Source organism: Sulfuricurvum sp. (genome assembly GCF_030691015.1).
Classification (GTDB): Bacteria; Campylobacterota; Campylobacteria; order Campylobacterales; family Sulfurimonadaceae; genus Sulfuricurvum.
The window spans coordinates 208,900-229,484 of the sequence record NZ_JAUYFF010000010.1 but is presented as its reverse complement, the minus strand read 5'-3'; the positions used below and the strand labels follow the sequence as shown (position 1 = coordinate 229,484).

General features: G+C 43.7%; 20 protein-coding genes. 18 read left to right on the top strand and 2 right to left on the bottom strand.

Annotation, left to right across the window (positions count from 1 at the left end):
* The first annotated feature begins 15 nt into the window (after nt 1-15).
* The 13 genes from Q8O20_RS08560 to rpsI all read left to right on the top strand — a co-directional run bounded on the left by Q8O20_RS08560 (nt 16) and on the right by rpsI (nt 12,929).
* Entirely contained in the window at nt 16-567 is a 552-nt protein-coding gene (locus Q8O20_RS08560; RefSeq protein ID WP_304740956.1) for a DUF507 family protein, read from the top strand.
* Nucleotides 567-1,697 (top strand): glutamine-hydrolyzing carbamoyl-phosphate synthase small subunit, encoded by a 1,131-nt coding sequence (carA, locus tag Q8O20_RS08555; RefSeq protein ID WP_304740953.1) that lies wholly within the window; start codon nt 567-569, stop codon nt 1,695-1,697. The genes Q8O20_RS08560 and carA overlap by 1 nt, the downstream gene beginning before the upstream one ends.
* 291 nt (nt 1,698-1,988) lie before the next feature.
* A complete protein-coding gene (gene ccoN / locus Q8O20_RS08550) occupies nt 1,989-3,470 on the top strand; it encodes a cytochrome-c oxidase, cbb3-type subunit I (protein WP_295010841.1) in 1,482 nt (493 codons plus the stop codon).
* A 15-nt stretch (nt 3,471-3,485) separates the two neighbouring features.
* Complete coding sequence (gene ccoO, locus Q8O20_RS08545; protein ID WP_305530809.1) at nt 3,486-4,178, top strand: cytochrome-c oxidase, cbb3-type subunit II; 693 nt, start codon at nt 3,486-3,488, stop codon at nt 4,176-4,178.
* A gap of 10 nt (nt 4,179-4,188) precedes the next feature.
* Nucleotides 4,189-4,410, top strand: a complete 222-nt coding sequence (locus Q8O20_RS08540) for a cytochrome c oxidase, cbb3-type, CcoQ subunit (RefSeq protein ID WP_294895083.1) — start codon at nt 4,189-4,191, stop codon at nt 4,408-4,410.
* Nucleotides 4,403-5,326 carry a c-type cytochrome gene (locus Q8O20_RS08535; RefSeq protein WP_294895081.1) on the top strand — a complete coding sequence of 308 codons (924 nt, stop codon included), beginning with the start codon at nt 4,403-4,405 and terminating at the stop codon, nt 5,324-5,326. Before Q8O20_RS08540 ends, Q8O20_RS08535 begins: the two co-directional genes overlap by 8 nt.
* Nucleotides 5,327-5,336: 10 nt before the next feature.
* Nucleotides 5,337-5,543 (top strand): DUF4006 family protein, encoded by a 207-nt coding sequence (locus Q8O20_RS08530; RefSeq protein WP_294895079.1) that lies wholly within the window; start codon nt 5,337-5,339, stop codon nt 5,541-5,543.
* A 121-nt stretch (nt 5,544-5,664) separates the two neighbouring features.
* Nucleotides 5,665-6,369, top strand: coding sequence for a 3-dehydroquinate dehydratase (locus Q8O20_RS08525; protein WP_304740943.1), 705 nt, complete (start codon nt 5,665-5,667; stop codon nt 6,367-6,369).
* On the top strand, nt 6,362-6,868 hold the full coding sequence (locus tag Q8O20_RS08520; RefSeq protein ID WP_305530808.1) for a FixH family protein: 507 nt from the start codon (nt 6,362-6,364) through the stop codon (nt 6,866-6,868). Before Q8O20_RS08525 ends, Q8O20_RS08520 begins: the two co-directional genes overlap by 8 nt.
* A 123-nt stretch (nt 6,869-6,991) precedes the next feature.
* A complete protein-coding gene (locus Q8O20_RS08515; protein ID WP_305530807.1) occupies nt 6,992-9,334 on the top strand; it encodes a PD-(D/E)XK nuclease family protein in 2,343 nt (780 codons plus the stop codon).
* Nucleotides 9,324-12,026 (top strand): RecB-like helicase, encoded by a 2,703-nt coding sequence (locus tag Q8O20_RS08510; protein WP_305530806.1) that lies wholly within the window; start codon nt 9,324-9,326, stop codon nt 12,024-12,026. Before Q8O20_RS08515 ends, Q8O20_RS08510 begins: the two co-directional genes overlap by 11 nt.
* Nucleotides 12,027-12,107: 81 nt before the next feature.
* Nucleotides 12,108-12,530 carry a 50S ribosomal protein L13 gene (gene rplM / locus Q8O20_RS08505; RefSeq protein WP_182729598.1) on the top strand — a complete coding sequence of 141 codons (423 nt, stop codon included), beginning with the start codon at nt 12,108-12,110 and terminating at the stop codon, nt 12,528-12,530.
* Between the two features lie 9 nt (nt 12,531-12,539).
* Complete coding sequence (rpsI, locus tag Q8O20_RS08500; protein WP_294893969.1) at nt 12,540-12,929, top strand: 30S ribosomal protein S9; 390 nt, start codon at nt 12,540-12,542, stop codon at nt 12,927-12,929.
* 56 nt (nt 12,930-12,985) lie between these two features.
* Here rpsI and Q8O20_RS08495 read toward each other — a convergent pair whose 3' ends face one another.
* Together Q8O20_RS08495 and Q8O20_RS08490 are read right to left on the bottom strand one after the other, a co-directional pair.
* Entirely contained in the window at nt 12,986-13,417 is a 432-nt protein-coding gene (locus tag Q8O20_RS08495) for a heme-binding domain-containing protein (RefSeq protein ID WP_305530805.1), read from the bottom strand.
* Nucleotides 13,414-15,306, bottom strand: a complete 1,893-nt coding sequence (locus tag Q8O20_RS08490) for an LTA synthase family protein (protein ID WP_305530804.1) — start codon at nt 15,304-15,306, stop codon at nt 13,414-13,416. Before Q8O20_RS08490 ends, Q8O20_RS08495 begins: the two co-directional genes overlap by 4 nt.
* A 94-nt stretch (nt 15,307-15,400) precedes the next feature.
* Here Q8O20_RS08490 and Q8O20_RS08485 point away from each other — a divergent pair, with 94 nt between their 5' ends.
* The 5 genes from Q8O20_RS08485 (at nt 15,401) to Q8O20_RS08465 (ending at nt 20,580) form a co-directional block, all read left to right on the top strand.
* Nucleotides 15,401-17,032, top strand: coding sequence for a phosphoethanolamine transferase (locus Q8O20_RS08485; RefSeq protein ID WP_305530803.1), 1,632 nt, complete (start codon nt 15,401-15,403; stop codon nt 17,030-17,032).
* Nucleotides 17,019-17,720, top strand: coding sequence for a phosphatase PAP2 family protein (locus Q8O20_RS08480; protein WP_305530802.1), 702 nt, complete (start codon nt 17,019-17,021; stop codon nt 17,718-17,720). Before Q8O20_RS08485 ends, Q8O20_RS08480 begins: the two co-directional genes overlap by 14 nt.
* A 39-nt stretch (nt 17,721-17,759) precedes the next feature.
* Entirely contained in the window at nt 17,760-19,259 is a 1,500-nt protein-coding gene (locus Q8O20_RS08475) for a peptide-binding protein (RefSeq protein WP_305530801.1), read from the top strand.
* Nucleotides 19,256-19,900 carry an HAD family hydrolase gene (locus Q8O20_RS08470; protein ID WP_305530800.1) on the top strand — a complete coding sequence of 215 codons (645 nt, stop codon included), beginning with the start codon at nt 19,256-19,258 and terminating at the stop codon, nt 19,898-19,900. The genes Q8O20_RS08475 and Q8O20_RS08470 overlap by 4 nt, the downstream gene beginning before the upstream one ends.
* 122 nt (nt 19,901-20,022) lie before the next feature.
* The gene (locus Q8O20_RS08465) at nt 20,023-20,580 is read left to right on the top strand and encodes a pyruvate flavodoxin oxidoreductase subunit gamma (protein WP_304739287.1); all 558 of its coding nucleotides are present in this window, start codon (nt 20,023-20,025) and stop codon (nt 20,578-20,580) included.
* The last annotated feature ends 5 nt before the right edge of the window (nt 20,581-20,585 follow it).

Genomic DNA, 20,585 nt, shown 5'->3' with positions numbered 1-20,585 from the left:
CACTCAGGGCTGGCAATGAAGGTTTCACTGACACACGTACCCCATATCGCGACACGAATCGCCGTCGATCTTAGCCGCAGCGGATTGGTCACTATGACCAAAGGGCTTGAGAGTACCGCCAAAGAGGCTGAAAATGTCTTGAGCGCCAATATTAAAAAAGAGATTGCACTCGAAGAGAAAGTCAAAGAGATCGTCAATGCCAATGAAGAGCAGATTGATTTTTATCTCGCCGATGAGCGACAACTCTTTTTCATGATCAAAAAGAAATTGGCACCGGAATATGGCGTTGTTTTGTCGTATGAGGATCGCTACTCCGATATTGCACACCAGATCCTAGATATATTGTATGAAGAAGATTTGATCAATTACGATGTGAGTGAAAACCGTATCAAGAATATCATTTATGATGCGATTACCGGTTCTATCGCCGATTCAAGCGAAATCGAATCTGCCGTATACCAAAAATTGAAAAGCTATAAACGCAATTTGATGCCGGGTACCGATGAATATGAGATTATGTATGAAAAACTTTATAAAGATGAGTTGGTTCGAAGGGGGATGGCATAATGTTACGTGACGCTTGGATATATCTTGAAAACGGCACGTATTTGAGTGCTAAAAGTTTTGGTGCCGATACGACAGCGGTGGGTGAAATTGTTTTCAATACCTCTATGAGCGGCTATCAGGAGATTATCACCGATCCATCGTATGCAGGTCAGTTTGTTACGTTTACTATGCCTGAAATCGGTAATGTCGGAGTGAATGATGAAGATATGGAGAGCACAAAAGCTCACTGTAAAGGGATCATCGTCCGTCAGTACCAAAGCAACTACTCTTCGTTCCGTGCCGAAGAAGCATTGCACACCTTTTTGGAAAAACACGGCATTATCGGGATCACGGATATTGATACCCGTTATATCACTAAAATGCTCCGAACCGAGGGGGCTATGATGATGATTGCTTCGACGAAGATTTCGGATAAAGACGAACTTAAAAAAATGTTAGAGAATTCTCCTCGCATTGAAGAGATTAACTACATTGAAGAGGTGAGTACAAAAACGGCATATACTCATCGCAACGGAATCTATGATCCGTTCAATTTCCGTTATAACGATGCACCCTCTGCGAAAGCCAAGATCGCCGCAATTGATTTCGGCGTAAAACGCAATATTCTCAATGAACTCACTGAAGCGGGACTGGAAGTGGAAGTCCTTCCGAATAGCTTTAGTGCCGATGAGCTGATAGCGCGCTATGACGCGAAAGAGATTGACGGTGTATTTCTATCAAACGGCCCGGGAGATCCCTTGGTATTGAAACGTGAACAAGAAGAGATCAAAAAACTGATTGAACGTAAAATTCCGTTATTCGGAATCTGTTTAGGGCATCAACTTCTTAGTATTGCGCACGGATACGATACCCATAAGCTTAAATTCGGTCATCACGGCGGAAATCATCCGGTTAAAAACGTTAAAACGGGGATGGTCGAGATTACGGCACAAAACCACAACTACAACGTACCCGAATCGGTTCGTGATATTGCGGAAGTGACCCATATAAACCTTTTTGACAATACGATCGAAGGGCTTCGTTACAACAGCGGTCACGTCTTTTCGGTACAGCATCACCCTGAATCAAGTCCGGGGCCTAAAGAGAGCCGGTACATTTTCAGCGAATTCCTCCAACTTCTTCAGCGTTAACCTAAAAAGGGGAGAATTATTCCCCCTTTCTTTCAATAATAAATCTTCAACATGTTACTTTTTTACCCCTATTTCTGTAATTAAACTTAAATATATCGTTAAGTATGAATAGTGTGAAAAATATTTAATAATTTAAGATTCCTTAAATAGTGTGATTGCTATCATTAGAGTGTCTAATAGCCTACTTTTGTTACAAAAGTGTTAAGGGCACCTTTTATTTCACGATCTGTAGTGTGAGATAAGAGGTGCCCTAATAGGCTCTTATGCTTTGAATCTTTAAGGAGGTCGTAAATGGAGAATCGTCCATTGGAGTATGATTACACGGTTGCGAAGTGGTTTATGCTTACAACTGTTGTTCTCGGTATTGTCGGGATGCTTGTCGGCGTTATTTTGGCGTGGCAAATGGCGTTTCCAGCTGTGAATTTGATGGCGGGAGAGGGATTGGCTGAATATACAAACTTTAGTCGTCTTCGTCCGTTGCATACAGACTCAGTTATCTTTGGTTTTACCCTTAGCGGTATCTGGGCTACTTGGTATTATGTAGGTCAACGTGTATTGAAAGTATCAATGGCGGAATCAAAATTCTTGATGGTCCTCGCTAAATTGCACTTTTTTATCTACTTATTAGTAGTAGTTGCAGTAGTCGGTTCATTGTTACTCGGTATCTCTACCGGTAAAGAGTATGCAGATTTCGAATGGCCGATTGATATCGCGGTAGTCGTGGTATGGGTTATTTGGGGTATGTCAATTTTCGGTTTGATCGGTATTCGCCGTGAAAAATCATTGTATATCTCTATTTGGTATTACATTGCTACTTTCTTGGGTATCGCTATGTTGTATCTTTTCAACAATATGGAAATTCCAACGTATTTCGCATCTGGCGGAATCGGCGCATGGTATCACTCTGTTTCAATGTATTCAGGTACAAATGATGCGTTGGTACAATGGTGGTATGGACATAACGCGGTTGCGTTCGGATTTACTGTACCTATCGTAGCAATGATCTATTACTTCCTTCCAAAAGAATCAGGCCAAGCGGTTTATTCATATAAATTGTCTCTTCTTGCTTTCTGGGGATTGATGTTTGTTTACCTTTGGGCAGGCGGACACCACTTGATCTACTCTACAGTACCGGATTGGATGCAAACTATGGGTTCTGTATTCTCGGTTGTATTGATTCTTCCTTCATGGGGTTCTGCGATCAATATGCTTCTTACGATGAAGGGTGAATGGCAACAAGTTGCTAGCAGTCCATTGATCAAATTTATGATCTTGGCTTCTACATTCTATATGTTCTCTACTCTTGAAGGTCCTATTCAAGCGATCAAATCAGTAAATGCTTTGGCTCACTTTACAGACTGGATCGTTGGTCACGTACATGATGGTGTTCTTGGTTGGGTTGCGTTCATGATTATGGCTGCACTTTTCCACATGGCTCCACGTGTATACAAACGTGAGATTTATTCTAAATCATTGATGAATACACAATTCTGGATTCAAACTCTCGGTGTTGTTTTGTATTTCACATCTATGTGGATTGCAGGTATTACTCAAGGTATGATGTGGCGTGCGCACGATGAATTCGGTAACTTAGCTTATTCATTCATCGATACTGTAACGGTATTGCACCCATATTACACTATCCGTGCTGTTGGTGGTACTTTGTATCTCGTAGGTATGTTCTTGTTCGCGTACAATATGTACAAAACAATGACAAGCTCTCGCCGTGTTGAAGAGAGTGAACTTCAAAACGCATCGCCTATGGGCGCTTAATAAGGAGGGGAAAAAATGTTTCACTGGTTAGAAAAACACCCGTTCTTTTTCGCGGTAGCAATTTTCGTTACCATCGCGTTTGCGGGGCTTATTGAAATTTTGCCAAACTTTGCGCAAGCATCTCAACCGGTTGTAGGGACTAAACCTTACACGACGTTAGAGCTTGCAGGTCGACATGTTTATATTAAAAACAACTGTATGGGATGTCACTCTCAACTCATTCGTCCGTTTAAATCTGAAACTGACCGTTACGGTCACTACAGCTTGAGCGGTGAATATGCGTATGACCGTCCATTCCTTTGGGGTTCAAAACGTACCGGTCCTGACTTGATGCGTGTAGGTAACTACCGTACAACGGATTGGCACGAAAATCACATGAAAGATCCTGCAGCAGTAGTTCCGGGTTCAATCATGCCGGCATATCGCTGGATGTTCAAAAATGCAGCGGATATCGATACTGCGTATGCTGAACAAATTACCGTTAATAAAGTGTTTAAAACACCTTATAACACTGAAATTCCAATGGCAGACGGCACAAAAGCAACTGTACCATTGGCAGCGACAGTAGATGAAGCAAAAGCAGCAGCTCTCGTAGAGGCAAAAGTGATTGCAGCAGATATGAAAGATCAAGATGTTAAAGATGCGGTAGCAGCGGGTCAAATCCCTGAAATCGTAGCAATCATTGCTTATCTTAACAGTTTGAAATAAGGGAGAAAGCGTGGATCTCGGTACACTTCAAGCGTATGCTTACTTTTTCTTCGTTGCGTTTTTAGTGGTGGTACTGTACTCGTACATTTATCACCTCTACAGCTCGCAATGGAAAGGGAAGCGCGATTATGAAAAGTACGGAAATATCGCGCTCCACGACGATGTTACCGATCAACCGATCGAAACAATCTCGAAAAACGATGATAAAAAAGTAGGAGGCATAAATGAATAAGACAGTACTTGCTGCTATCATAGTTGTAATTGCAATGCTTGGCTTTACCTATGTCGCTGTCGGAATGGCCGGCGGTATGGGTGGAGAAGGTGACTGGGTTAACAAACTCGCCGTATTGGGTGCAGTTGTTCTCGTTATCGTTACATCTTTTGTAGTTACCAAATATGTTCGACAAATGCAAAATGATCGCGCTGGCGGTAAATTGGCAGATGAAAACTGGGATGGAATCGGAGAATATAAAAACGAACTTCCTTTTGGATGGGCGGTTATTTTTCTTGGTCTTGTAATTTGGGCAGTTTGGTATTTCCTTGCGGGATATCCTGTCAATGCATATTCACAAATCGGTGAATATAACGAAGAAGTAGCGGCTCATGACGCGAAATTCGAAGCAGAACATGCAAATATGGATGATGAAACCCTAAAAGAGATGGGTGGATCAATCTTTATCGTTCAATGTGCACCGTGTCACGGTCTACAAGCAGACGGTATCGACGGTAAAGCGGCGAATTTGAATGTACGTTTGGAAGAAAAAACAGTTAAACACGTTATTAACAATGGTCAAGGTATGCTAGGATTCCCGGCTCCAATGCCGGATCGTAACGGTTTGATGAATGTTAATACCAATGCATTGATTACCGATGCTGAGATTGATGCAGTTGCTAAATACGTAGCTGGCGGAATGAAAGGCACTGAAGGTGCTGACGTATTTGCCGGTACTTGTGCTGCTTGTCACGGAGCTGATGGAAAAGGGATGGAGATGGTTGCGCCTAGTATTGCGGAATTCAATCCAACACTTGTTGCAGACGTTCTTAAACACGGTAAAAAAGGTGCTATCGGTGCAATGCCTGCATTCAACAACTTGACAGAAGCTCAAGTTAAAGCGCTTGGTGCTTATGTCACCGATCTTAGTAAGTAAGGAGAGCCGAATGGAAAATCGTAGTATTTTTGCATTAGACGGTATCACCGGTATGTTGATCGCGACTGTATTGCTTCTCTCTATCCTCGCCGGTTTAACCGTGTGGGGATTGGGTGTTCAACAAGGCAGTGCAGCGAACTATTACCAAGTTGAAAATGAAAAAGACATCAAGATGTTCAGCACAGAAAATGCTACACATCGTGTTGATGTAAAATAAGGGGTTTAGTATGGCAAGTATCATGGATAAACTCATCACAATCGCATTAGTGGTTTCTGCAGCGGTAACGTTGTGGGCGGTGATAACACCAAATCACCTTTACGTCGGTTAAGGGTAGCTTTTGTTACTCTCACGAGGGCTAGCGGCCCTCACCCTCACTATTTTATTCTCACTCTCTCTCCATGCTGAATATTTATATAAAGATGATGTTGTCAAAAATCCTCAGTTTTCTGAGCAAATTAATGCCATCGGTGCGGAACTAAAAGCCAAAACAGGGATATCGCTCTATTTGGTTATGGTACGTGATACGGAAGAAAATCAGAGTATTGCCGACTTCGAAAAACAACTTGCGGGTGAACTCAAAGAGCCGGCCGTGATAATGACGTTTATCGAACTCAAGCAAAAAGTTGATATTTTGGCGCGTCCCGTCTCTTTATACGAATATTTTAACAAATCTCAGGTCTTAAGCCCGAATGCTACCTTTATCGGCTCTGTTGTTAGCGCCGTAATGTTTGCTCGCAGTTTTGATGAAGCGGCTGAGTTGATTGGTAATCGCGGCGGAACGGTACTGCCGATTTTGGCAGAGCGTGCCAAAGGGGCTGAAATCGTCTCTAAATACTCGGTGGCAATGTTCAACGGTTACAGTGATGTTGCTGAACAAATCGCTGCTAAACATAACGTTACCTTAAGTTCATCTGCGGGTAGCGGGAGTAAAAACTTCATCGATATTTTGAGGGTAATATTTTACGGTATCATTCTTTTTGCTATTTTTAAATATGTACGTGGGAAATTCTTACGTAAAAAAGAGGAAACCGAGAATGTTTAAAAACCCCGGAACGAAGTGGCCGATTATCATTGGACTCTCTATTGTCGGTGTTATCGGTGCATGTGTATGGACGATAAAAGTTGCGCTCAATAATCCGGTCGAGTTGTCCAATTACGGGATGCAGGGGTATCATGATTATGATGCCAATGCGAACGAAATTATCAACGCTAAGATCGCGTTTGATCAAAACTATACGATTGCCTTTTTAACACCTCAGATTAGTGAAAAAGGCTCAATCCTTGAGTACAAAGTAAGTGATAAATCAGGCAATGCCGTTAATGACGCAAAGGTTGAAATCATCCTCACACGTCCGGATCTTAAAGAGTTTGATATGAATCTCAGTAATCCGAGCGTGGCAGAGGGGAAATACACCTTTGAGCCTATCGATTTACCAAAAGCGGGTCGATGGGACATCATGGCAAAAGTCTCTGTCGGAACGTTGCAACGGTACTACAACCTCAAAGCGGATACTCGTAACCCGATCATTTCTGAGTTTTAATCTTCATTACCATATCTTCTCCCCTTTAGGGGAAATTCACTACAATAGCTTTTATTTAAAATTACCTATTTATTCCCGAATCTCCAAATGGGGTAGTATGTAAAAAATTGAGGAAAACTCTGTATGACTAGAGAATGTATCGTATATCCGACCGCACGGTGTGTTCGTGAAGCGGTTGCAGAGTGCAGTGAGGGATTTCTCCCCCATACCATGACTATGGGAGAGTTTCTCTCCCGTGCGTATGTTTCGGTAGGAAAAATCGTTCCGGATGAGGATTTGCGCCTTTTGGCAATGCATGAAGCCTCCGATTTTTCCGCTTTTACCGCACTTAATATCGAGCGTAATTTTTTCACTTTTATCCAAAATTCGGAGTATCTGTTCCGTTTTTTCGAAGAGCTCTCTTCTGAATGTGTCTCAGTAGAGACCCTCCAGTCGGTCGATGTCTACGGTGAATACGAAGAGCATATCACAATTTTGAAACGGCTCCGTGAGCGTTACCGCGAGATATGCGCTCGTGAGGGGTGGGCGGATAGAATCTTTAATGCGGAGCATACAGACGTACAGCACGATTTTCTACGTAATTTTGACTTAATCACGATTGTGGTTGAGGGGTATTTGAGCCGTTATGAGATCGCTTTGTTGAGAGAGTGCGCAAACCATATAGAACTGATTCTCCTCTATAACACGACGGCGTATAACCGCAAAATGACGGCACGCTTCGAGGAGATGGGATTTGAACTGAGTGAGGGACGAGAATATCGGTTATCCCTGAGTGAACTTCGCATCATTGGTGAAATGCCGCTTCCTAGCAATCGCTCACTCACGTGTGAAGTGTTTCATACACGCCTTGCCCAGATAGGGTTTATCAAAGCCTCTGTTGAAACGTTTGTAGAGGAGGGAATTGCACCGGAGAAAATTGCGGTAGTTCTCCCCGATGAAGATGCCGCTCAGATGTTAAAGGAGTTTGATACCGAAGGGAATTTCAACTTTGCTATGGGGGAGCCGTTTAGTAATAGCGTACTCTATAAAGAGCTGGAGAGCATTACCCTGTATCTGGATGAAGCGAGTGTGTTAAACCGTGAACGGATTCGCAATATCAAAACAACGACTCTCGATTGGTTTAAAGCCCATTACAACCAAAAATTTCAGTTTGTACAACTGGAGGAGCTGATTCAACTCTTAGAGGGTGCGGAGGAGGAATCACTAGAAATACTTCGTGATGAACTGCACCGTTTTAGCCACCTCTCCCATGCGCTGGAACAGATGGATTTTCGGGCAGTGTTTCGAATTTTTATGAACCGACTACGTCAACAGAGTATCGATGACGTCCGCGGAGGGAAAATAACGGTAATGGGGCTGTTAGAGACACGGGGTGTCTCCTTTGAGGGAGTTGTTATTATCGACTTTAATGAAGGGTACGTCCCCCATAAGAGTGAAAAGGATCTCTTTCTGAACACCAAAACACGAGAATATGCGGGGCTACCGAGTGCACATGACCGTGAATCACTTCAAAAACACTACTACTCCATCCTGTTTAACCGCGCGAAAAAAGTGGTGATCGGCTGTGTCCAAAACGCCGAGTCGGTACCGTCGCGCTTTTTACTCCAACTGGGGATCAAGAGTACTCCCTCACGCTACCGTTTTGAGGAGGTTTTATTTCCCCCTGCGAGGTTTAACGAGCGGTATATCCAAGAGTATGCAAGTGAGTACGATTTTACGGCTCACCCCCTCTCTGCGAGCGGGATCAAAACATTCTTAACCTGCAAAAGAGCATTTTACTATCGCTATATCGCTCATATCCGCGATCACGAATTGCCGCGCGATCTCTCTCAAGAACGCGATATCGGGAATGCGCTGCACAGTGCGCTGGAACAACTTTTTACCCAAAGAGACCGCTATACATCGGCGGTGCAGATCAAAGAGGCTCTTCGTGCTCAATGGGAAGAGGCAAAAAAGGATGATCCTCTGGAGCGTTATATGAAACGGCTATGGATTGATAAGTTAGATCCTTTTTACGGCAGTGAGGTAGAGCGTTTTACCTCGGGTTCTCATGTCCTCTATAACGAGAAAGATGTCAGTGTGAAGATCGAGGGGATCACGCTGATGGGTCGGATCGATCGGATCGATGAAAATAACGGCGTCTTAGAAGTGATCGATTACAAAAGCGGCAAATACCCTGATACGACCAAAGAGCCCAAAGAGGATGATGTTGATTATCAGCTCAGTGTTTATGCCCTCCTTGCCGGAGAGTTGGGGAAAGTGGGACAATGCGGCTATTATGATTTAGGAAAAGGGGAACTTAAATTTGAGCAATTTTTGGAGGCAAAAATTACTAAACTGCGAGAGATATTAGCTTTTATGGCGTCTGAGAGAGTGTGGAACTGGGAGATGTGCGAAGATTTGAGCCGATGCCGCTACTGTCCGTATGTTTATCTCTGTCATCGGGAGGTTATGCGTGGAATTTGAACCCTTTTTAGCCTATGAGGCGAGTGCGGGGAGCGGTAAGACCTTTAACCTCGTTGTCCGCTATCTAAGCCTCCTTTTTATGGGGGAGAACCCATCCTCCATTGTCGCATTAACCTTTACGAACAAAGCGGCGAATGAGATGTTGGAGCGGATCATCCTCACCCTCGAAGAGTTGCCTACGCGGAGCGAGCTTTCCCATATCGCACGTCTCAGCGGGATCGATGAAGCGACGATACTGCAAGAGCGTCCCAAAGTACTCTCCCGCTTTTTACGTTCCGATATTCAAATCTCTACGATCGATAAATTCTTTGGTCGGATTTTACGGAAATTTGCCCTTAATGCGGGGCTGATGCCCACCTTTAAAACGGTTCAGAATCATCACGAGAGCGCACTTCTGGAGCGATTTTTAAACGAGGTGGAGGTGTCCCGTTCTTCCGAGGCATTGGTACATCTCTCCCTTTTGAGCGACAAGCGGCTCGGTGATCTTTTTGTTCTCCTCTCCTCCCTCTATTCTAAATATAAAGAGCTCAATTTGGAGGCGTATGAGGGGATTGAAGCTCCGGAAGAGTCGATGACGTATACTTTGGAGTTGGCAGGGGAACTCTCAAGGCTGGTATTGTCAAAGCCCCTGAGTGACCGTGCCCAAAAAACGATGCAGATTGAGAGTTTCGAGGATCTCTTAGGAAAGACGTGGCTTATGAAGCCGAGTTTGGAATATTGGGATTTTAAAAAAATCTATGAACCGCGTATGGATGAACTGCTCCGAGAGATTCAAACTGCGGTAGCCTCCCAGATGCGCCGCCGTGAAGTGCTCTATTTTAAAGAGTTGTTGAGTATTTTGAAACTCTACATCAAGAGCCGTCACTCTATGGCGTTGCAGAGCAATGAACTGAGTTTTGATGATATCACCCTCAATGTCCATACGCTGTTGCGGGAAAAATTGGAGAGCGAATTTCTCTATTTCCGCCTTGATTCGCGTCTAAAACATCTCCTTCTCGATGAGTTTCAAGACACCAGCGTCATCCAGTTTGATATTCTCCGCCCGCTGATCGAAGAGATACGCTCCGGTGTCGGGGTGAACGAGGGGGGGAGCTTTTTCTTTGTCGGGGATGTAAAACAATCGATCTACCGTTTTCGCGGAGGGGTGAGCGCACTGTTTCATCAAGTCGCCGAATTGTTCGATGTCCGTTTGGAACCGCTTAAGGTGAATTACCGCTCCCGCAGTGAGATCGTCGATTTTGTCAACCGTTCTTTTGAGGGGAAAATTAAGGGGTATATTCCTCAACAAAGTCCGCAAAGCTATAGCGGAGGATATGTCGAGGTGGTGAGCAGTGAAGATCTCCTTGAAACCCTCAGTGAACGTATCGCATTGCTGATCAATCAAGGGGTAATCCCTGAAGAGATCGCCGTATTGACCGCGACCAACAAAGACGGCAGTGCGGTAGAAGAGGCATTGAGCGCTCACGGATACGATGTGGTGACCGAAACGACCGCGCGCCTGATCGCACAGCGGAGTGTCAGGGCTATTATTGAGTATCTTCGCTTTTGCTATTTCGGTGAGCCGATTTACCGTTCCAACTGCGCGGCTCTGCTGGGGCTTTCTATCGAGCAGATCGAGCGCTCAAGTGCAGAGGAGGTATCGACGGCGGCTATCGCTTTTGTTCGAAGTTTTCGTATTGCGGACAAAAGTGCTCTGATGTTTATCGAAGTACTGCGGAGCTATCGCGATATCGAAGAGGTCGTTTTTGAGATTGAGCGGTTGGAGAGCACCTCTCCGCAAAGCGACCTAAAAGGGATTCGGATTATGACGGTGCATAAATCCAAAGGGCTGGAGTTTGAGCATGTCATTGTTCTCGATCGGCTCGGAACGGCGAGAAGCCATAACGACGCTATCGTCTATGAGTATGAGGGGGCGCAACTTCGGGGGATCCATTATCGTATCAAGGGGCGTGAAGCACTTGATCCCGTATACGCCAAGGCATTGGAGGCCGAGAAGAGAGCTTCGGATGAAGATCAGCTTAATGCGCTGTATGTGGCATTGACCCGTGCCGTGGAATCACTGATGGTGATAACCAAAACGAAAAGCTCATGGTTTGATCCGTTGGAACTGACCCCATCGCTGCGGGGAGAGTTAGAGGCACAATCACAAAAATCGGAGTCTGCGGAAGCGATAAAAGCAGCCCCTTTCAAAGGGTTAGTGTTCGGTACACAAGAAGCGACTCTCCGCGCTCACAAAGAGGCAACACACGATTATGCGGCAGTTCAATTTGGACTGGCACTTCACTATACGCTGGAGATGATGGGAGATTTTACCTCTGCATCATTGCGCATTGCACTTGAGTCAACCCGTAACCGTTACGGTGCAGTGCTCTCTATCGGTGCGATGGAAGAGATTGAAAAGAGAGTAGGTTTTTTGATCGGCGATGAGACGTTTCACCGCTTAATAGAGGGGAATGTGCGTAAAGAGCAGATGATACGCCATAAGGGGAATCTTGGGGTCATTGATCTTCTGGTAGAGGGTGAAAATGGATGGGTCATCATCGATTATAAAAGCGGACGTGAAGAGGAGCAAAAACATCGTGAACAGGTCAACCGTTATTGTGAAGCGATACGCTTATCCACAGGAGACGAAACCGAGGGATATTTGTGCTATCTCTTGGAAGATCGATGTGAATGGATTAAGTGCTTATAAAAAACTTAATTTAAGCAGAGTATAAGTTTATGCTGGTACAATTGCGCCACTATTTATAGAGACTTTAGAAGGAGACTCAAGATGAAATTTACTAAAATTGCTTCACCTGAGCAAATCGACCGTAAATGGGTTTTGATCGATGCAGAAGGGAAAACATTCGGTCGTTTGATGACTGATGTTGCTGCCCGTCTTCGCGGAAAAGACAAACCTTACTTTACACCAAATGTTGACTGTGGTGACTTTGTTATTATTATCAATGCATCTAAAATCGTAATTAACGGTGGCGGAAAATTGGCTACAAAAGAATATCACACGCACAGCGGTTACTTCGGTAGCGTTAAAAGTGTAAAAATGACAGAGCTTTTGGCGACTAACCCAGAAAAACTCTTTAAACTCGCAGCTCGCGGTATGCTTCCTAAAACAAAATTAGGTCGTGCGATGTTGAAAAAACTAAAAATCTATGCAGGTGCTGAACACCCTCACTCTGCACAGATCGCTAAGTAAGGATAAACGATGGCAAAAACGTATGCAACCGGCAGAAGAAAATCTTCGATCGCTAAAGTATGGCTTGCTCCGGGTACAGGTAAAATCACTGTAAACGGTCTTTCCCTCGACGCATGGCTCGGTGGTCTTGAAGCAAAAAAATTGCGTGTTACTCAACCGCTTTCTTTGACTAAACAAGATACATCAGTAGACATCACTGCTTCAACTATGGGTGGTGGTTTTTCAGGACAATCTGATGCACTTCGTCACGGTATCTCTCGTGCACTTTGCACATTTGATCCGTCTTTCCGTGCTATCTTGAAACCGTTTGGTATGCTTACACGTGACTCACGTATCGTTGAGCGTAAGAAACCGGGTAAGCGCAAAGCGCGTCGTTCTCCTCAATTCTCAAAACGTTAATCGTTCTCTTTTCCCTTTTCGGGAAAAGATTTTCTTCTCTTCTTTTTATATAAACTCTACAGCTTTTCTATTTGTGAATCAAAAAATTCTTCAAGCGTTTTTTTATCTTCATTCGTTAAAACAGCATTGTCATGCATCAAAAGATAGTCGCTTTTTGGCATCATCTCATTTCTAATCAGTTTTTTTGCACGCTCTAATCGCTCTAACTTCACGTTAGCATCTATGGCTTCCCAATGTGAAAAATTAAGTGCCGCTCGTCCCTCTTTTATATTGGCGGACATCACCCAAGAGAGTGGGGCAACATTGTGGTACCACGGGTATGCTGTTTCACTTGAATGGCAGTCGTAGCATGAGGTTTTCAGTATACGCATCGTCTTTGCGTCCGTATGTAACGCAACAGTGTCATCCACCTTCGGATTATGAAAATCGGGTCTGATGAACTGCAGTAGTATCACGGTACCCAATCCCCAATAGAGTATTTTCTTCATCGATAAAGCTTTTTGTTGTACATATCATCCATAACCGTTACAAACGCCAATGCGTCACGCTCAAGCTCTTTGTCATGAGCTACTGGGAGTAGGCGATCCTTCTCATAGATAAACGTTTCAGCCCCTTTGTTGGGTTGAATGATCGCGACTTTATTATGGTGGCGAAGGGCAAAGCTATCATTGAACAGCATCAGTGCTACCTCTTGTTTTTTATCACCATAAATGGAGTGACCTAAAATAGGATAGGTGAGATTGACACCGATAAGATCCAACGCGGTGGCTAAGACATCGGGCTGGGTGGAGAGGGTCTCATATTTTTGAGGTTTCACCCCCTCGCTGATGATAAGGGCGGGAATATGAAACATAGTGACGGGGACAAGATCATCCCCGTAGACGCGGATATTATGATCGGCAACGACGACAAAAACGGTATCTTTATAATACGACTCTTTTTTGGCAAGTTCAAAAAGACGTCCGATGGCAAAGTCTGCGTATTTAACCGCATTTTCAACCCCATATTTAGGTTTTCCGGAGATAAACTCTATTTTTCCCTCGGGCAGTTCAAACGGAGAGTGGTTGGAGGATGAGAACATCACACTGACAAATTTTTCTCCCTTTGCTGCGTGTGATTTGAATTTTTCGTTCGCTTTGAGGACCAAATCTTCATCACTGACCCCCCATGTACTGACAAAACTAGGGTTTTCATAATCTTTTTGTTCAATCACTTCATCAAAGCCGTTTCCCATATACCAGCTGCGCATATTGTCAAATCGTCCCTCGCCGCCGTAAATAAAGCTCGATTTATAGCCTAGCGGTTTGAGAAGAGACGCGACGGTGAAAAAATCGCTTTGGGATTTATTGCGCTTTACAACACCCTCACCCGGAAGCGGCAAATATCCCGAACTCATCCCCGCCAATCCTTGGATACTGCGCGTTCCGTTGCTAAAGAGATTGCTAAAGGCAATCCCCTCATGGGAAAGCTTTTCGAGATTAGGGGTGATAGAGCCATCCCCTCCGCTAAATCCTACGAATTGGCTCCCCATCGATTCTTGGATAAATATGACGAGGTTTTTAGGTTTTTGAGAGGGAAAATGGGTCGGCTCAAGACGGCTAAAGGGACGTTCTCCACTCCCAATTAGATGGAGCTTTGCCCCCACCCGTGCATACGCTTCGCTAAGCCCTATTTTCCCGTAGGGTTTCACCAAATTTTCTTCTTTGGTATAGCTCTTGTAAGCGTATCCGATGGAGTAGAGAGAGTTTTTGGCAATTTCATTTGCCATTCGATTGGTGCTATAGAGGGCATCAGAGATGTTGGCGGGGCGATGACCGAATGAGGAGCGGATTCCGATGAAAAGAACGGCAACTACAATCGGAAACAAAAGGAGACGTTTCCATAGAGGTGTTTGGATCGCTTCAACTAAACGCAGCGGTGAGAAGCGCAGATAACTCCATGCCATTACAATGAGCATCCCGAGTGCGACAGCCAATTGCAACGGATACTCTTTGAGGATCATCGAGGTGACCTCTTGGGGGTATTTGAGATATTCGATGAAAAGGTAGTTCGGGCGGACATCGTATTGAGCGACAAACGGGAAGGTCGCATTTTCGATATACAGAGCGATAAGGAGAAAAATAAGGACGTAACCGTTCAGAAAGCGTCCTACATATTTCGCGAGAATCTGAGGGGTAATGGAGAGCAAAAGTGCCGGAATAATAAGGATGATAGAGGCAGTCATCGTATCGAGTTTTAAACCGTATAGAAACGATAAGAGCGATTCAGTAAAGCTGATGTCCCCTAAACGATCGAAGTAGAGCCCATAGAGTCCCAGCCGTCCGAGAAAAAAGAGTGTGATAAAGAGGAGGTAAATTTTGAGGAGTTCACGAAGCATACAGTCAGGTTCCTAATAATTAATGATACGCAATTATAGGATAAGTATGGATAATAGTAAGTGTTTACGAACGGTTATCTCATTGAGGATTACAATGCGAAACTTATTTTTTGGAGATGCTGTGTTTACCTTTTTTAAATCTACTCAAGTACTGCAATGGAAAGTCATCCTTACGGTAGCATTTTTTTTGACCCTCGTTGCCAATACAGCATTTTTTAAACACGTTATTGATGTTTATTCCCTCTCGTGGAGTACACTTCCATTTATTGTGTCTCTTGCTATTTTGTTGGTCAGCGTGTGTGTGATACTGCTCACGCTGTTGTCATGGGGGCGGGCTACGAAACCACTCTTAATAATCATTTTGATGGCATCTTCATTCGTGGCCTACTTTATGGATACCTACGATGTGGTAATCGATGCCCATATGATTGAAAATATACTTCAAACCAATCTCAATGAATCTGCCGATTTGTTCAGTGTCACCTTGATTTTATATGTGGCTTTGATCGGTATTATTCCCTCGATTTTGATCTATCGCGTATCGTTTCGAGACGAGGGGATCAAAGCGGTATTGATAGAGAAAGCTAAACTTTTTGGGGCAGCTTTGGGGATTGCACTGGTTGTTTTGGTGGTATTTAATAAAAACTACACCTCTTTTTTTCGTGAGCATAAACCGCTACGCTACTATGCTAATCCGGCTTATTATTTCTATTCGGTAGGTCATTATGTTCAAAAATTCCTCTCTCACCCTTACACAGGACTGCAGATTATCGGCAAAGATGCCAAAATATCTGCTACAGATGTGGATCGGGAATTGGTAATTTTGGTTGTTGGAGAAGCGGCGCGGTGGGATCATTTTTCCCTGAATGGATATTCTCGCGAAACGAACCCCCTGTTGAAAAAAGAGGATATTATCAATTTTTCTCAATTTAGTTCGTGCGGAACCGAGACAGCTGTCTCGGTTCCGTGTATGTTCTCTTCTCTCACTAGAGATAACTATGAGGGCGAGAAAGCAGGCCATATTGAAAATGTTTTGGATGTTATCGCTCATGCGGGAGTTAACGTATTATGGAGAGATAATAACTCCGATTCCAAAGGAGTAGCGCTTCGTGCAACCTATGAAGATTATAAGTCTTCGGATAAAAATACAATGTGTGAAGGTGGGGAATGCCGTGATGAAGGGATGCTGGTAGGACTGGATGAATACATCAAGTCTCATCCGAAAGGGGACATTGTGATTGTCCTTCATCAAATGGGAAATCATGGCCCAGCCTATTATAAACGCTACCCCAAAGAATTTGAGAAATTTACACCCGTATGCAAAAGCAATCAGTTGGAGCAATGCAGCGAGCAAGAGATTACGAATGCGTATGATAATGCCATTCTTTATACGGATCATTTTCTCTCAAAAACGATCAACTTTTTAAAAGGACACAATGATAAATTTGAGACGGCAATGTTTTATGTCAGTGACCATGGTGAATCTCTTGGTGAAAAAGGTCTTTATTTGCATGGGTTCCCTTATGCAATCGCTCCTGAAGTGCAAAAACATGTTCCCGCAGTTATGTGGTTTGGAAAACATTTCGAGGTCAATAAGAGAAAGCTTAGAGAAAAAGCCAAAGAACCGTTATCGCATGATTCTTATTTTCATACAGTATTAAATTTTGCCGAAATCAACAGCAGCGTCTATCAAAGTGAATTGGATATTTTGCATGGAATCCACTAAAAATATAACGCTTACCGTAAGTATTTTAATAGGTGCCGTCCTTTTTTTCGGATTAAGTGGAACTGATATCTGGGTACAAAGCCATTTCTATAATCCCTTTACCCGTCAATGGGTCGTTGACACGAATAATGAAGTTCTGAAATTTATTTTTTACGATGGTATCAAGCGTCTTTTAATTCTTATCGCTGTCTTGATGCTGTTTGGTTCGATAACGGTATGGAAACACCCTTTTTTTGAACCGTATCGACGAGGGATAGCTATCGTTCTTCTCTCATCCATATTAGTTCCGGTGATCGTCGGATCATTAAAAGCCGTAACCAATATGCCATGCCCGAAAAATATTGAAATTTTTGGTGGAGTTTATCCCCATACGTGCGTGTGGGAAAAATACTCTACAGAAGAGTGTCATTTAGAAAAACAAAAATGCTGGCCGGCAGGGCATGCAAGCGGCGGGTTTGCATTACTTGCACTGGTGTTTTTATTTCGTTCACGAAAAGTAAAAATTGCGGCTGCTTCTACCGCTATGCTGATTGGATGGAGCATGGGGACGTATAAAATGCTTATTGGCGATCATTTTCTGAGTCATACGGTTATTACAATGATTTTGGCATGGTTGATTATTTTGTTCATTGTACGCGGTGTCGATAAATTCAATGAAATAAGAGAATCGCGTAAAGAGGGAGTGTGAGATTAGATGCTATAATCTCACCTAAAAAATGAGCACGGATTGAAACTTTTACTACTTCTTTTACAGAGTGTTTGGCTCATCGCATCGACACTTCATCTAAGTGCCTCCTCTAACCCTGCGCGTCTTAATCCTCTGATTGCTACCGATTCGGCCAGTTCGTCTATTGCCGGATTTCTCTTTAACTCTCTTGTCAAATACGACGAGAGCGGTCAGAAAATCATCGGGGATTTGGCAGAATCCTACCGTTTTGTTACTCCGACACTCATTGAGTTTAAACTTCGACGCGGGGTAAAATGGCATGACGGCAAGCCGTTCACGTCTAGGGATGTCTTGTTCACCTATAATCTGATTAAATCGCCGACGACTATTACCCCTTATGCTTCCGATTTCAGAGTTATCAAACAAGTTAAAATCATTGATGAGCATACCCTTCGCGTTACCTATGAAAAACCCTATTTCAAAGCGTTGGAAATATGGATGATGGGGATTGTCCCAAGCCATATTCTCAAAAATGAAAAAGATATAATGGGTTCACGCTTTAATACCGCTCCTATCGGAACAGGGCCGTATATCCTGAAAAAGCTGGAGTTTTCGAAACAGATTGTTCTGGAGGCTAACCCGAGTTATTTCGAGCATCCTCCGAAGATTCAAAAAATTATATTTCATGTCATCAGTGATCCGATGACCCGATTTTTGATGCTGAAATCGGGTCAAATCGATGTAAGCGGCTTGGAGCCGATGCAGTATGAACGGCAATTGGACACATCGTTTCATCAAAAATTTGCAACGTTGGAGCTCCCCTCCCACAGTTATACCTATCTGGGACTTAACCTCAGACTGAAAAAATTTCAAGATCCCAGAGTCCGTGAAGCCCTCTCATTGGCAATTGACCGTGAGGCTTTGATCGATGTATTGTTTTTGAAGCATGGAAAAGTATGTACCGGCCCTTTTTTACCGGGAAGCAAAGGATTCAACACGGAGATAAAGACTCCGAAACGTGATCTTGTACGTGCTAGATCTCTCCTAAAAGCCGCAGGATACGATGCCGCTCACCCTCTTGAGTTTGAGATCGCAACCTCAAACTCAAATGCGATTCGCCCGTATGCCGCCGAAATTTTACAACGTCAGCTTCAGGGTGTCGGGGTGAGGGTGACGCTGCGGGTGATGGAGTGGCAGGCGTTTTTGAATACGGTTGTAGCACCCAGAAAGTTTGATGCGGTATTGTTGGGCTGGTCGCTTTCCCTGACCCCTGATCCGTATGCTCTTTGGCACTCTGAGAGTGACGTTCCGGGAGGGTTTAATCTTGTGGGGTACCATTCGGCGCGTACCGACACTCTGATAGAACAGATGGAAAATTCGACCGATCCTGAGAGGATTGCCTCTTTGCAGCGTCAAATTTTCGCTCAAATTGCAGAGGATAACCCTTATCTCTTTTTGGTGATCCCTAATGAGATCAACGTCTATAGCCGATCGATCAAAGGGATAAAACCGAGTATTAACGGCATTTGGGAAAATTATATCGATTGGGAAAAAAAATGAAAAAAGTGATTTTATTTGATTTAGACGGGACACTGATCGATTCAACCGAAGCAATTTTGGAGAGTTTTCACCACTCTCTTCAAACGCACGGTTTTGGTCATGGTGTGAGTGATGCGATGATTACCTCACAGATAGGACACACCTTGGAGACGATGTTTGAGGGTGTCGGAGTTGAAACAGAAGCGATTGATGCACACGTGGCGACCTATAAACTCTATTATCGGGAAATTTCACGCCAAAAGACTCTCTTGCTCCCCGGAGCAAGAGAAGCGGTACACGAAGCCTCCTTATTTGCCCGTTTAGGGATCGTAACCACCAAAACAGGGCTTTATTCGCGTGAGCTGATGGAACATTTTGAGTTGATGCACTATTTTGAGGTACTCATAGGGCGTGAGCATGTTGAGAATCCAAAGCCACATCCCGAACCGATTTTAAAAGCACTAGAAGAGATGGGGAATCCTAATTTAAGTGTTTGGATGATCGGGGATACCCGACTTGATATTGAAGCTTCTAACCGTGCCGGGATAGAATGTGTCGCGATCACCAGCGGATACGATAATATGGAACAATTGCTAACATTAACGGATATTATAAAACCTAATGCTCTTGAAGCGGTAAAATATATCGCTCAGAGGGGATGAAAGTAACATTTTATCTTTGGTTTTATCGCTCGCAACGACTGAAAAGCTACATTTAAGAGCAACTTTCATAGAATACACGTATTGATAAAATTCAACTTAAACTTAAGTCAGAGGGAGAATTCATGCTAGAGATTCGATGGCATAGTCGAGCCGGACAAGGTGCCGTAACAGGTGCAAAAGGTCTAGCCGATGTTGTATCCACCACCGGTAAGCATGTACAGGCATTTGCGTTTTACGGGTCAGCTAAACGTGGAGCAGCCATGACGGCGTATAATCGCGTCGATGATAAAGTGGTTATGAACCACGAAAAATTTATGAGACCCGACTATGTTTTGGTTATTGACCCTGCATTGGTATATGTCGCAGACATCACGGCAAACGAAAAAGATAATACTATTTATATCGTTACAACTCATATGAGTACGGATGAGCTTATTGCTTCTCAGCCGAAATTGGAAGGGAAAAAAGTCTACACCGTAGACTGTATTAAAATTGCTCAAGAGACAATCGGAAAAGCGATCCCTAATACACCAATGCTGGGTGCATTGATGAAAGTATCAGAGATGTATGACATCGAGTTTTTCAAAGAGAGCATGATTAAAGTTCTCAAAAAACTTCCACAAAAAATTATCGATGCCAACATGATCGCGATACAACGCGCGTATGATGAAGTGAAATAAGGAGC

What these genes read in the sequence shown, in the direction of transcription:
- Q8O20_RS08560 (WP_304740956.1), top strand. Translation starts at nt 16, where the DNA reads ATGAAGGTTTCACTGACACACGTACCCCATATCGCGACACGAATCGCC.
- carA (WP_304740953.1), top strand. Translation starts at nt 567, where the DNA reads ATGTTACGTGACGCTTGGATATATCTTGAAAACGGCACGTATTTGAGT.
- ccoN (WP_295010841.1), top strand. Translation starts at nt 1,989, where the DNA reads ATGGAGAATCGTCCATTGGAGTATGATTACACGGTTGCGAAGTGGTTT.
- ccoO (WP_305530809.1), top strand. Translation starts at nt 3,486, where the DNA reads ATGTTTCACTGGTTAGAAAAACACCCGTTCTTTTTCGCGGTAGCAATT.
- Q8O20_RS08535 (WP_294895081.1), top strand. Translation starts at nt 4,403, where the DNA reads ATGAATAAGACAGTACTTGCTGCTATCATAGTTGTAATTGCAATGCTT.
- Q8O20_RS08530 (WP_294895079.1), top strand. Translation starts at nt 5,337, where the DNA reads ATGGAAAATCGTAGTATTTTTGCATTAGACGGTATCACCGGTATGTTG.
- Q8O20_RS08520 (WP_305530808.1), top strand. Translation starts at nt 6,362, where the DNA reads ATGTTTAAAAACCCCGGAACGAAGTGGCCGATTATCATTGGACTCTCT.
- Q8O20_RS08515 (WP_305530807.1), top strand. Translation starts at nt 6,992, where the DNA reads ATGACTAGAGAATGTATCGTATATCCGACCGCACGGTGTGTTCGTGAA.
- rplM (WP_182729598.1), top strand. Translation starts at nt 12,108, where the DNA reads ATGAAATTTACTAAAATTGCTTCACCTGAGCAAATCGACCGTAAATGG.
- rpsI (WP_294893969.1), top strand. Translation starts at nt 12,540, where the DNA reads ATGGCAAAAACGTATGCAACCGGCAGAAGAAAATCTTCGATCGCTAAA.
- Q8O20_RS08495 (WP_305530805.1), bottom strand. Translation starts at nt 13,417, where the DNA reads ATGAAGAAAATACTCTATTGGGGATTGGGTACCGTGATACTACTGCAG.
- Q8O20_RS08490 (WP_305530804.1), bottom strand. Translation starts at nt 15,306, where the DNA reads ATGCTTCGTGAACTCCTCAAAATTTACCTCCTCTTTATCACACTCTTT.
- Q8O20_RS08485 (WP_305530803.1), top strand. Translation starts at nt 15,401, where the DNA reads ATGCGAAACTTATTTTTTGGAGATGCTGTGTTTACCTTTTTTAAATCT.
- Q8O20_RS08480 (WP_305530802.1), top strand. Translation starts at nt 17,019, where the DNA reads ATGGAATCCACTAAAAATATAACGCTTACCGTAAGTATTTTAATAGGT.
- Q8O20_RS08470 (WP_305530800.1), top strand. Translation starts at nt 19,256, where the DNA reads ATGAAAAAAGTGATTTTATTTGATTTAGACGGGACACTGATCGATTCA.
- Q8O20_RS08465 (WP_304739287.1), top strand. Translation starts at nt 20,023, where the DNA reads ATGCTAGAGATTCGATGGCATAGTCGAGCCGGACAAGGTGCCGTAACA.